Genomic DNA, 12346 nt, shown 5'->3' with positions numbered 1-12346 from the left:
GCTTTTATTTCTCCTTCCAGGTAATTCCTTCATGGTGTAAGAGCCAGCGTTTGCGATCGAGTCCAGACGCATAGCCCGTCAGTTGTCCATCTTTTCCCATCACGCGGTGGCAAGGGACTAAGATCGTCAAGGGATTGCGTCCGACAGCCTGTCCTACGGCCTGGGCTGAACCACAAGAAAGATCCTGGGCAAGCTGTCCATATGTCTTGGTCTCACCATATGGGATCTCTCGCAATAACTGCCACACCCGCTCTTGAAAAGCTGTCCCTTGCGGTGCTAGTGGAAAGCTGATAGCGATTGGATTTCCCGCAAAATAGTGGTCCAACCACTCCTTCACCTTCTCATGGTAGGGATGGACCTGCTCCAGCGCCCCATAAGGATCAGGCGCTTCCTCTTTTGGATCATAAAAATCAAGCTCTACAAGGCCTTCTTCACTGACAACGATCGAAAGAAGCCCCATAGGGCTTTCATAAAATTGTTTAAGATAGAGAATCATTATAGGCTTCTTCTGCTCTTTGGTCCCAGCGGTCCTCTTCTGAGACCACTTGGAATAGACTCGTTTCTGCTTTTCGTTTGATCTTTTGATAAGCCAGACGGACGCCATCAATAGGGACCTTCCCACAATAATGGTAGCCCAATTTTTCAAGCAAATGTTGCATGACCAGATTATCTGGGTGCGTATCGCAACGGAAATCCGGTCCTTTTTCCCCTTCGATTAAACCTTGAAGGAAGGTCTGAGCCACCCCTTTGCCAGCAGCTTCTTTGGCTACAGCGACGCGGTGAAAAGTGACATACATATAGTTGTCATGCTCCCACTTGCCATCGTAAATCTCATTATAGGCCGCTTCATTTCCCTTGTGGACGGCTGCATAGGCGACGACTTCCTGATCTTCAACGGCCACATAGCCACGACTTTCTAGAATATCCTCAAAAATGATCTCTTCATCTGGATAGCCATCCTGCCACTGGTCGACCTGTCTTTGAGCCAGGCTTTCCTTGGCATCTTGGATGATTTCCATAATTCGCTTGATCTCGTTGGGATAAGCCATTCTAATTTCCATCCTGCTTCCAACCTTTCCTAGTCTTGATGGTAACGAGCATAGAGCTCACTCTTTTGCAGGCCGTATTGTTTGGCGACCTGTTTAATTGCTTGATTTTTCTTCATGCCCTCTTGGACCAAGGTATCGATCTCTTGGATCAAGTCGACCTCTTCTAGGTCTAGCTCTTCTTCCTTGGCTCCTTCGACGATCAAGAGACACTCCCCTTTGAGGGGATTTTCTTCAAGAAATGCGACTAACTCAGAAATACTGCCGCGAGTATATTCCTCGTAGATTTTGGTTAATTCACGAACCAGGACGACAGGACGATCCCCATAGACAGCCAACATATTCTCTAAGGTTGCCTTCACTCGATGGGGAGACTCATAAAAGATCTGAGTCTCAGGATAGGCCACTTTTTCTTGGAAAAATGCCTTCTGTTGCCCCTCTTTGCGAGGCAGAAATCCATAAAAAATATGAGGTTGAGGGGCTAGGCCACTGGCAATCAAACCCGTTATACCTGCACTAGGACCAGGCACAGCTACGACAGGAATCTCGCGTTCAATCGCTGCCTTGACCAAATCATGACCAGGGTCAGAAATACTAGGGAGTCCTGCATCTGAGACTTGCGCTAAGTCTTTTCCAGATTCTAAATGGGCGATCAGATCTGGAATTTTCTCCATGGCATTGTGCTCATGAAAGCTGGTCTGGGGTGTCGCAATCTCAAAATGCTTGAGCAAGAGGCCTGTATTTCTAGTATCCTCAGCTGCGATCAAGTCCACATCCTTTAGGGTCTGGACCATGCGGTAACTCATATCCTCCCGGTTACCGATCGGTGTTGGGACCAAGTAAAGCACCCCAGTTTTCTTTTCCCCTTTAAAACTTCGTTGGATCTGCATGCTTACTCCCTAAATAACAACTCGTCACAAAACATACACTCTTCATCGTTCTCACGGCGTTGACCATAGGAATAAGTGCAGATATGAAAACCATCATTGTAAATACGTTGCAAATTTTCACGACCATGGTGTTGTGACTTTGCGGATGAAGTCTTCTCAACTTCCCCCAAACGCTCTCTCAATTTATCATTTTCTAAGCGAAGAGCTGTATTTTCTTCGATGACTTGTTTCAAATTTTTCTTGATGGCTTCGACTTCAGCCAAGGTGACCAACAAATTCTGAGAAAAGCCGTCTAAAGCATCAAATAATTCTTTTTTATTCATTCTGACTCCTTAACTTTCTAAGCTCAAAACCATATATTCTAGAGCATTTTGAAAAGAAACATTGGCCTTCCACATCCTGCGAACAAGACTCAATTTCTCAAGCAACTGCTGGGATCGACTCAAGCGCAACTGCTCTTCTAAAGCCAACTCCATCAAACGAAAGGCCTGGCTTTGTTTTTCCTTATCATCTGCTAAGCTTACCAATCGAGTCACTTCCAAATAGGCGCGATTCAAATTGGATTGACAACGTTCGATGAACTGATCACAAACTTTTGCTAGTTCAAAAAACGTAGCATTCTTTTTTTGTTGCTCTGCTTCTTCGAGACTAAAACTAAAACGAGCTACTAAATTTGCCTGTGATTTGATCAAGCCTTCTTTTTCTAGCAGTTCGGTTAGGTAGGCTTGCTTTTTAGGAAAATGTACCTGCTGGGCCCGACTCTTGATGGTCGGTAAAATCAAGTTTTCATCGGATGTCAACAAGAAGAGATAGATCTCACTCTGGGGCTCTTCCATAACCTTTAAGAGAGAATTCGCTGCATTGGTGTGCATCTTGTCCGCATCTTGGACGATAAAGACCTGCCGACTTCCTTCAAACCCGGATTGAGAAAAGTCTTGAACCAACGAGCGAATACGATCAGTCTTTATGATCTGGTTGACTGGACGCACAATCTTCACGTCTGAGAATTCTTCTTCAGCAATCAAGCGACAGGATCGGCATTTGCCACAAGGCCAGACTCCCTGCAAATCTTCACAAAACTGACTTTGAGCTAGCAAGAGGGCCATCTCAAAACTGGCAAACGAACCTGTAAAAAGATAAGCATGACTGAGCTGTTTGTGTTCTAAGATCTGGGTGAAGCGCTCCACCAATTCTGGCTGGAGCTGTTGGATCTCTTCTAGCTTCATTTCAATATCCCCAAGCGATTTTCTAAAACAGCCAAGACATCCGCAAAGACTGCTTCAAAGGATTGACTAGCATCGATTTTCACAATGCGCTCTGGTTCCTTTTCATACAAGGCCAAATAACCCTGTCTTACTTTTTGGTGAAGCTCCAAACCTTCCAAATCCAAACGATTGACTTCCCGCTCTTGGTTTTTGGCAATTCGGGCGAGCCCTTCTTCGACATCCAGATCAAAGTAAAGGGTTAGATCTGGCTTAAGACCATCTGTCGCGAATTGATTGAGCCACTCGATATCTTCCACACTCAGACCGCGACCATACCCTTGATAAGCGACCGAGCTATCAATAAAGCGGTCCATCAAGACAATCTTCCCAGCTGCAAGGGCTGGCAAGACACGTTCCACCAAATGCTGCCGGCGACTAGCAATATAAAGCAACAACTCGGTCTTGGCATCCATACGAGTATGGTCTGGATCTAAAATGACTTGGCGGATCTTTTCTGCAATGTCTACACCGCCTGGTTCACGGGTTGTAATAAAAGGAATTCCTTTTTCTTCAAGTAGAGGCAAAACGGCTTCTAGGACCGATGATTTCCCCGCTCCTTCTGGACCTTCAAATGAAATTAATGTACCGTTTACCATAGTATCCTCTTTCTAGTTTTCTTCCTTTTATTTTACCAAAAATAAGGGTAAAAATCTTGTATTTTAGGAGAGAAAATTTTTCAAAGTCATTTTCATTTTTTCACTTTTTTGTTACAATGATCTTATAAAGTTTTAGGAGACAACCTATCATGTTTAAATTTAAAGATATTCTGGCTATCATCTTGGGGGCCGGCATTTTTTCGTTTGGGATCTATTTTTTGGTCATTCCCTTTCACTTCTATGAAGGAGGAGCGACAGGGATTACCTTGATCACCTATTACCTCCTCAAAATCCCTGTATCCCTGATGAACTTGCTGATCAATATCCCTCTCTTCGTTCTGGCTTGGAAACTGCTGGGCAAGAAATCTCTTTACCTGAGCTTACTGGGGACTTTCTCGGTTTCCGCTTGGATGGCGATTTTTGAAGCGATACCCCTCAGCCACCGCTACCATCACTTCATCTTTAACGCCTTTAAAGGAGATATTCTGCTTGCCTGTATCGCCTCAGGGGTTGTACTTGGTTTGGGGCTAGGGATTATCTTCAATGCTGGAGGAACCACTGGAGGAACAGATATCCTCGCTCGCATCTTTAACAAATACACTTCCCTCAGTATGGGAAAGCTCATGTTGATTGTAGATGCCATTGTTCTGACAACTGTGGTCATTGTCTTCCAAGATGTCCGTACAGCTATGTATACCCTCTTCTTTATCCTGATTGACACCCTTGTGATTGACTTGATTGGAGAAGGTGGTTTTGCTGGAAAAGGCTTCCTTATCGTCACATCTAAACCAGAAGAAATTGCCCAAAAGGTATCTGACGACCTGGGTCGCGGGATTACCTTTATCCGCGGGATGGGCTATTACAGCCGTAAGGACCTGGATATTGTCTACTGTGTCGTTTCGCGGAATGAGATGAAACAAATGAAAGACATCATCAATCAGATCGATCCATTCGCCTTTATCACCATTTCAGAAGCCCATGAAATTCTCGGCGAAGGCTTTACTTTAGATAAAGAAAAACAACCCATTAACCGTTAATAGAAAAAATAAGGCTAGATTCTCATCTAGCTTTGTTTTTCTATTTACGATTTTCCTTAGGTGAGTACGGACGTCAGCGAACTTTTACAAAGTTCCATGACTAATTTTTGAGCCTAATATCTCAAAAATTCCGAGAGCATGAAACAAGTATGTTTCATGCTCTTTTCTCACGGCGGAAAATCTTAGAATACACGTCATAATTAATAAAATCTTAATTATTTTTACAGAATTTATTAAGTTACTTTATACAAAAATCAGACTGGATTGTCATCCAGCCTGATTTTTTATTAAATAGCTTTTGCGGTTGTTCGAGTGATTTCATCGACTTTCAAACCGTTGGCTTCAAATTTACTACGGATCCCTTCTAGATCTGTCACCCCATCAATTTGAACTTCGATAACCACACGATCGTCTTTTGTTGGGATATTGACTGTATTGGCGATGTTATACCCTTCTTCTACAATCAAGTGAATGATTTGTTCGAGAACGCCAACCTTATCTTCAGTCACAAAGCGAACACGAACTCCTTCTTCTCCATAACCGGATACTTCAAGGAAGGCACGGAAAATATCACGGTCTGTGATGACACCGGATACTTGGTCATTGTCCACGACTGGAAGAATTCCCACCTTGTTCTTATACATGAGGTAGGTCGCATCTTCTAAGCTCGCAAATTTAGAGACGGTAATGACATCACGAAGCATGACATCTTTAACCTTAGTCTTGTTCAAGAGATAGTTCATCTCGAAAATAGACAAGCTTGTAGCTTTAGATGGACTTGCTTCTGCAATCGTACCTTCTGTCACCAAACCAACCAATTTATCATTTTCAATGACTGGCAAACGGTGCAAACCTTGTTCGCGCATCAAATCTGCCGCGTGGGCAATTGTAGTATCTGGACTAATGTAAACCACTTTATGTGTCATAAAATCTTTAACAGCCATAACAAGTTCTCCTATGCTTTTATTAGTTTTATTATACTTGATTTTAAGAATGATTTCAAACGCTTTCAGCAGTTTTCTCTTGTTTTCAAAATTTAGAAAAATCAAACACACGTACCTTTTTATTCAACATTTAAATCTTGCAAACTAATCATAGTCACTAGCAACCGATTTATTAGAAAATAAGGAAAGTACAAATACCACAATGGATAATAATAAGAATATACCCCAGGCAAACTGAGAGTTCCACATAGATAAACTTGTAAATAAAATAGTTGCTATTGGCATTGATAATACTGATATGACCTTAAAAAAACTACTAGTTTGTGCAAGAATATCCGGTGGAAGTTTTGCCATTAAGAGACTATTTAATTTGGGATTTACCTTACTACTAAGATACATCATGAATGCCAACACACTAAAGGAAATAATTTCCAAACTATTTATCCAACCACATATTCCTATGACTATTAATAATCCACTATCTATTTGAAGTATTTTAATAAGTGAAAGTTTAGAAAAATAATCATTAGGGGTCATTCCACCAATTAGGGCTGAAACAAATAATATTGTTTGAAGTAAAAACACCGACTGAGCAAAAGATAAACCAAAAGGAGTTATTTCTGTAAATTTCAAATTGTACATTATTAAAATAGCACTGCCTAGCGAATTTAATCCTAAAATTGAAAAAATCATTAGACCAAAACGTACTTTCTCTTGATATTTAAATATACTTTTACTATTTTTGTAAAGGTTCTTAAGTTGTGAGATAAACCCATTTTCTGGTGAATAATTAACTTCTGGATGTGTCAATTGTCTTTGGATTTTAAGCAATACCATCGATGATAATAAGAAACTTATAGCATTTATCGTAGCTAAAAAGAAGAAATTATTATGAGAAATCGTTAGTAACCAAACTCCCAAAGTTTGACCAAAAATCAAAGTTATTTGACTTATTACTTGATCAAAAGAGTACGCTTCCATCAGATCTTCTTCGGGAATGTGGGACTGAAACATAGGTAATACTAGGCCTCTTCTGTACTCTGCAATACAATCTGATAGGATGTTAATGAAACATACGATCGAGAAAACTAGCCATGAATTTTCTTTCGATAAGAACGCAACCATAATAAATAATACTGCTTGTATATATCCTAATAATAGCAACCACAATTTCTTATTCTTTGTTTTGTCAGCCTGCATTGCAATAAAAAGAGCACAAATCGTTGGAATATATTGTATAAAACTTGCTACACCAACCGCCAATTTACTATTCGCAATACTTGCTGCAAAAACTACAAAAACAAGATTATAAATGGTTGAACCTAAATCATCGAAGAAACTAGACAAGACCAGATTCCTAAAAAAAATATTTCTAAAAAAAACTTTCATCTGCTATACCTTTCTAGTAGAAACTTGATAGACATAACTTCATTCAAATAAAAAATATTTTTAAGTTTTTCAGAATTACTTTTTCTTTTATATGAATTAACAAAATATCGAAGTATTTAATTGTTATATCTGAATATAGTTTACTACTAAATTTTAAATATTTAACAGAGTTTCAAATATGAAATATCCTATCTCATACATCTGATCTTTTGCCTAATTTATATGTATCCCAAACTGGTCCAATTTTACCTCTAAAATATTAATCAGTTGACTATGAATGAAACCAGATAAGGAGAAAACGTAAATTGTGTTAATGATAGCAGACATGATTATGGAGTGAATATCTTATTTGGAGGAAAAACAAATGGTACAATCAATCTTTGAGGAAATGGGCGGCAGATACGAACGGCAAGGCGAATACATTTTACCCTGCCTTACCATACCACCCGAAAAGGAACAGCCGATAGACTTATTCGGACGGCGGCACTTGGACTATCTGCGGGAGTACCGCAAAATTACATACACCAATCTTCTCACAAGCGGCAGGCTCAATGCTTACCTTGCCGACATTGACAGACAGGCACAGGAACGCTTTGAACGGCTCATAGAGGGCATGAAACAAGCACAGGGCATAACAGAACAGTTAAAGGCAGAAAACGCCTTAAAATGGACTGGAAGAATGAATAACATAAGGGCTTGTGCGAGGGAGATTGTGGAAAAGGAAATTATTTTTGCATAAACAGATGATTAGTGGCAGGGGGAAATCCTGCCGCTTTTTCTGCTTTAGTTTGTCAGCTTGACAAATAAAGGGTTAAGGAATATAATTAGATTCAGTATTATACAAGGAGTTAATAAATATGCGGCAAGGTATTCTTAAATAAACTGTCAATTTGATAGTGGGAACAAAAAGTAGCAGTCCCGTTTCACTTTTAATATGGGGCTTAGTTTTTTGTACCCAGTTTAAGAATTCTTTTATCATGTAATTTTATATGCCCGAAAACATATAAGTGTTTTGGGGCTATTGGAGTTATTTACCCAGTGATAGGAGTATTTATCACTGGGTATTTTTATGCCCTTTTTTGGGTGTTGATAGGAGGAAAATCACATGAAAATAATTAACTTAGGCATTCTGGCTCACGTTGACGCAGGAAAGACAACATTAACGGAGAGTTTATTGTATACCAGTGGTGCAATTGCAGAACCAGGGAGCGTAGATAAAGGCACAACAAGGACAGATACAATGAATTTGGAGCGTCAAAGGGGAATCACTATCCAGACAGCAGTGACATCTTTTCAGTGGGAGGATGTAAAAGTCAACATTATAGATACGCCAGGCCATATGGATTTTTTGGCGGAAGTATACCGTTCTTTATCCGTATTAGACGGAGCAGTATTATTAGTTTCTGCAAAGGATGGCATACAGGCACAGACCCGTATACTGTTTCATGCACTACAGACAATGAAGATTCCGACAATTTTTTTCATCAATAAAATTGACCAAGAGGGGATTGATTTGCCAATGGTATATCAAGAAATGAAAGCAAAGCTTTCTTCGGAAATTATAGTGAAGCAAAAGGTTGGGCAGCATCCCCATATAAATGTAACGGACAATGACGATATGGAACAGTGGGATGCGGTAATTATGGGAAACGATGAACTATTAGAGAAATATATGTCAGGGAAACCGTTTAAAATGTCAGAACTGGAACAGGAAGAAAACAGGAGATTCCAAAACGGAACGTTATTTCCCGTTTATCACGGAAGTGCTAAAAACAATCTGGGGATTCGGCAGCTTATAGAAGTGATTGCCAGTAAGTTTTATTCATCAACGCCTGAAGGTCAATCTGAACTATGCGGGCAGGTTTTTAAGATTGAATATTCAGAGAAAAGGCGGCGTTTTGTTTATGTGCGTATATATAGCGGAACATTGCATTTGAGGGATGTTATTAAAATATCTGAAAAAGAGAAAATAAAAATCACAGAGATGTGTGTTCCGACAAACGGTGAATTATATTCATCCGATACAGCCTGCTCTGGTGATATTGTAATTTTACCAAATGATGTTTTGCAGCTAAACAGTATTTTGGGGAACGAAATGCTGTTGCCGCAGAGAGCATTTATTGAAAATCCTCTCCCTATGCTCCAAACAACGATTGCAGTAAAGAAATCTGAACAGCGGGAAATATTGCTTGGGGCACTTACAGAAATTTCAGATGGCGACCCTCTTTTAAAATATTATGTGGATACTACAACGCATGAGATTATACTTTCTTTTTTGGGGAATGTGCAGATGGAAGTCATTTGTGCCATCCTTGAGGAAAAATACCATGTGGAGGCAGAAATAAAAGAGCCTACTGTTATATATATGGAAAGACCGCTTAGAAAAGCAGAATATACCATCCACATAGAAGTCCCGCCAAATCCTTTCTGGGCTTCTGTCGGGTTGTCCATAGAGCCGCTCCCTATTGGAAGCGGAGTGCAGTATGAAAGCAGAGTTTCACTTGGATATTTAAACCAATCGTTCCAAAATGCGGTTATGGAGGGGGTTCTTTATGGCTGCGAGCAGGGGCTGTATGGATGGAAAGTGACAGACTGTAAAATCTGTTTTGAATATGGATTGTATTATAGTCCTGTAAGTACCCCCGCAGACTTTCGGCTGCTTTCCCCTATCGTATTGGAGCAGGCTTTAAAAAAAGCAGGGACAGAACTATTAGAGCCATATCTCCACTTTGAAATTTATGCACCGCAGGAATATCTCTCACGGGCGTATCATGATGCCCCAAGGTATTGTGCAGATATTGTAAGTACTCAGGTAAAGAATGACGAGGTCATTCTGAAAGGAGAAATCCCTGCCAGATGTATTCAAGAATACAGGAACGATTTAACTTATTTCACAAATGGGCAGGGAGTCTGCTTGACAGAGTTAAAAGGATACCAGCCAGCTATTGGTAAATTTATTTGCCAACCCCGCCGCCCGAATAGCCGTATAGATAAGGTTCGGCATATGTTCCACAAGTTAGCTTAACAGCTTGCAAAAGTCATATAAAATGAGATTTGAAAGGATTAGAGACTAATTATGATGAAATGCGAATGGATATTGTGTCCTGTTTGTGGGAGCAAAACCCGTAATAAAATTAGGAAGGACACTGTTTTGGAGAATTATCCCCTTTATTGTCCAAAATGCAGACAAGAAAGCTTGATTAAAGTTGACAACTTGAAGATAACTGTCATCAAAGAGCCAGACGCTTAAGACGCAGAGCCGATGAAATTGTGGAACAATTCACGAATCATCGGCTCTTTTTGTTTCGTATTTGAAAGAACAAACTCACCAAATAAAAAAAACGATATTCGGGTGGGTTATTTTGTTATACCCTAAATTACCCTCTGAATTTGTTTTTAAATTTGGAGGGATTTTTTTATGTTCTTTTTTCGGGCGGTTATTCATCTGCTTATATAAAGCAAAGTTTATCTATACATAGCATATCAGGGACTGGCAGGAAGCCAGTTAAAAAAATCCCTGCCAGTGCAACGGTACTTCTCACCATGAAGGTAGAAGTACAATCTCCATACAACAGAATTAGTATTTCCCATAACCGTAGAGGTCACAGAGCCTTTGCGGTTTTTCTTTTGTCGTTTTTTATCGGAATACGCCGCAGGGCTGTTACTTGTTTTGGGTGTCGTTCCCCGCCTCTCCATCTGGATTTTTACATTTCATCGCAGGCTAAAGCCTGCTCAATTCAGATTGATTGGAGGAAAAAAGAATGGCATATAACAACGGACGTGAGGACAGGAAGTGGCGTATCTGGAAAGAAGCCGAGGAAAAAGTGTTGCGGGAACATGGAGTTGATGAAACTACCATTGAACAAATCCGTATAGACGACAGGGCAGACTTTAATTCCAACAGGCGGTTTTACCATTGGACAAGCGATTTCGGGGAATACCTTGAGGGAATGGCAGACAAAGAGCAATCATCCGAGATAAAGACCGTTACGGATTTATTAGATGAAATCGAGGATGAAAATCTGTATCAGGCATTGCTTACGGTGGACAGGCGTACTCTGCAAATCGTTCTGCTGAAAATGCAGGGCTATTCCACAAAAGAGATTGCCCCGCTTGTGCATTTAACGACGGGTGCTATCTATGCACGGTTAGACCATCTCAGAAAAAAGTTGCAGAAGATTTTATAGGCATCTAATACAGCACGCTTTCTTATGGGCTATTGGGTGGGGGATAAAATTCTCCCGCCCAATTTTAGAATAAGTGAATAAAATCCCTGTCCATAGGGAATACTAAAAAGTTTGTGCAAAATCTTGACAGCCATATTGCCGCTATGGTATTCTAAAATACTAATGGGGAAATTGGAAGATTGAAAATTAAATAAGTACATAGATATAAAATTGAAATGTTGGTCAATCGACAAGGCTGACATGGGTTTTGAATTTCAAAGCCGCTACATAACATTGCGAATCAGATTGAGAGGGAATCCTCTTGTCGTTCGTGGTGTGGTGCAGCGGCTTTTTCATTTATCCAAAAGTCAAAGGTAATCAAATCCAGAACGGAGGTGGAAGCACATAGGATTTTCTTTTCGGAGGGTAAGGGCAGGTATAAAGAATGTCGCTGCACAGAAAAGTTGCCCTGCGGAGATGTCCGCAGGGATAGCGAGCATCGGATTGTGTCAGCCACAATCCCAATCCACAGCCTAAAGGCGTGTGTACTAACTTAGGGGACAGGTCTACGCTCCGCTTCGGTCGGCGCTAAGCGGACGTCCACTGGACGTCCAGCGCCCCTAGCTACCCCGATAAAAGAAAAAATAAGACTGGAGGATTAAGAAAAATGAGTAGAGAAAAATCAGAAAAAGTATGCATTACTTTTAGATTGAGCGAAGAAGAACATGAAAAATTAAAGCAGTATTCATCCGCCTGCGGTCTGTCCGCAGCAGAATTTATGCGTCAGTTATGCAGGGGAAATGCCCCACAGCCAATGCCGCAAACCGAGTTTTGGGAACTGCTAGGCAAGCTCTATGAAGTGCATGATGCTTTCAGAAAATGCGTCCCTTTCTATCCTGCCGCCGCTGAAATCTGTAAGGAGATTGAGCAGTTAGTGATGGATTTGCAGCAGAGATTTACTATGCCACAACCGTTTGATATGGAAAAATATGCAGGGAAAGGGGTAGTCTGAT

Annotated in this window: 14 protein-coding genes; 6 read left to right on the top strand and 8 right to left on the bottom strand. The window is 40.6% G+C overall.

Annotated elements, in window-relative coordinates:
- Window positions 1-4: 4 nt before the first annotated feature.
- From O3646_RS00330 to tmk, 6 genes are read right to left on the bottom strand one after another with little or no spacing between them, the layout of a single operon-like run.
- Complete coding sequence (locus O3646_RS00330; protein ID WP_272107007.1) at window positions 5-496, bottom strand: methylated-DNA--[protein]-cysteine S-methyltransferase; 492 nt, start codon at window positions 494-496, stop codon at window positions 5-7.
- Window positions 480-1061, bottom strand: a complete 582-nt coding sequence (locus O3646_RS00325) for a GNAT family N-acetyltransferase (protein ID WP_272107006.1) — start codon at window positions 1059-1061, stop codon at window positions 480-482. The genes O3646_RS00330 and O3646_RS00325 overlap by 17 nt, the downstream gene beginning before the upstream one ends.
- Window positions 1062-1078: 17 nt before the next feature.
- Window positions 1079-1936, bottom strand: a complete 858-nt coding sequence (rsmI, locus tag O3646_RS00320) for a 16S rRNA (cytidine(1402)-2'-O)-methyltransferase (protein ID WP_070587045.1) — start codon at window positions 1934-1936, stop codon at window positions 1079-1081.
- A 2-nt stretch (window positions 1937-1938) separates the two neighbouring features.
- Complete coding sequence (gene yabA, locus O3646_RS00315; RefSeq protein ID WP_003005416.1) at window positions 1939-2259, bottom strand: DNA replication initiation control protein YabA; 321 nt, start codon at window positions 2257-2259, stop codon at window positions 1939-1941.
- 9 nt (window positions 2260-2268) lie between these two features.
- Window positions 2269-3162 (bottom strand): DNA polymerase III subunit delta', encoded by an 894-nt coding sequence (locus O3646_RS00310; protein ID WP_371610346.1) that lies wholly within the window; start codon window positions 3160-3162, stop codon window positions 2269-2271.
- Window positions 3159-3797 (bottom strand): dTMP kinase, encoded by a 639-nt coding sequence (gene tmk / locus O3646_RS00305; RefSeq protein ID WP_021153665.1) that lies wholly within the window; start codon window positions 3795-3797, stop codon window positions 3159-3161. Before tmk ends, O3646_RS00310 begins: the two co-directional genes overlap by 4 nt.
- Window positions 3798-3946: 149 nt before the next feature.
- Between tmk and O3646_RS00300 the strand changes: the two genes are divergently transcribed.
- Window positions 3947-4834, top strand: coding sequence for a YitT family protein (locus tag O3646_RS00300; protein WP_371610345.1), 888 nt, complete (start codon window positions 3947-3949; stop codon window positions 4832-4834).
- A 287-nt stretch (window positions 4835-5121) separates the two neighbouring features.
- On the opposite strand, the gene O3646_RS00295 is transcribed toward O3646_RS00300, so the two are convergent.
- Window positions 5122-5778, bottom strand: a complete 657-nt coding sequence (locus tag O3646_RS00295; protein WP_371610344.1) for a CBS domain-containing protein — start codon at window positions 5776-5778, stop codon at window positions 5122-5124.
- 144 nt (window positions 5779-5922) lie between these two features.
- Window positions 5923-7167 carry an MFS transporter permease gene (locus tag O3646_RS00290; protein ID WP_371610343.1) on the bottom strand — a complete coding sequence of 415 codons (1245 nt, stop codon included), beginning with the start codon at window positions 7165-7167 and terminating at the stop codon, window positions 5923-5925.
- 364 nt (window positions 7168-7531) lie between these two features.
- On the opposite strand from O3646_RS00290, the gene O3646_RS00285 reads away from it, so the two are divergent.
- The 5 genes from O3646_RS00285 (at window position 7532) to O3646_RS00265 (ending at window position 12345) form a co-directional block, all read left to right on the top strand.
- Window positions 7532-7906, top strand: coding sequence for a TnpV protein (locus O3646_RS00285; protein ID WP_054353813.1), 375 nt, complete (start codon window positions 7532-7534; stop codon window positions 7904-7906).
- 366 nt (window positions 7907-8272) lie between these two features.
- Window positions 8273-10192 (top strand): tetracycline resistance ribosomal protection protein Tet(O), encoded by a 1920-nt coding sequence (tet(O), locus tag O3646_RS00280; protein WP_155124703.1) that lies wholly within the window; start codon window positions 8273-8275, stop codon window positions 10190-10192.
- Window positions 10193-10243: 51 nt separating this feature from the next.
- Window positions 10244-10417 carry a cysteine-rich KTR domain-containing protein gene (locus O3646_RS00275; protein WP_011528024.1) on the top strand — a complete coding sequence of 58 codons (174 nt, stop codon included), beginning with the start codon at window positions 10244-10246 and terminating at the stop codon, window positions 10415-10417.
- A 511-nt stretch (window positions 10418-10928) separates the two neighbouring features.
- A complete protein-coding gene (locus O3646_RS00270) occupies window positions 10929-11354 on the top strand; it encodes an RNA polymerase subunit sigma-70 (RefSeq protein WP_071132115.1) in 426 nt (141 codons plus the stop codon).
- A 646-nt stretch (window positions 11355-12000) separates the two neighbouring features.
- Window positions 12001-12345: a hypothetical protein gene (locus tag O3646_RS00265; protein WP_071132116.1), complete on the top strand. Its 345-nt coding sequence runs from the start codon at window positions 12001-12003 to the stop codon at window positions 12343-12345.
- Window position 12346: the final 1 nt, after the last annotated feature.

This window comes from Streptococcus sp. 27098_8_148, assembly GCF_041432105.1.
Lineage (GTDB): Bacteria > Bacillota > Bacilli > Lactobacillales > Streptococcaceae > Streptococcus > Streptococcus parasanguinis_AE.
This window is presented reverse-complemented; position numbering and strand designations above follow the sequence as displayed.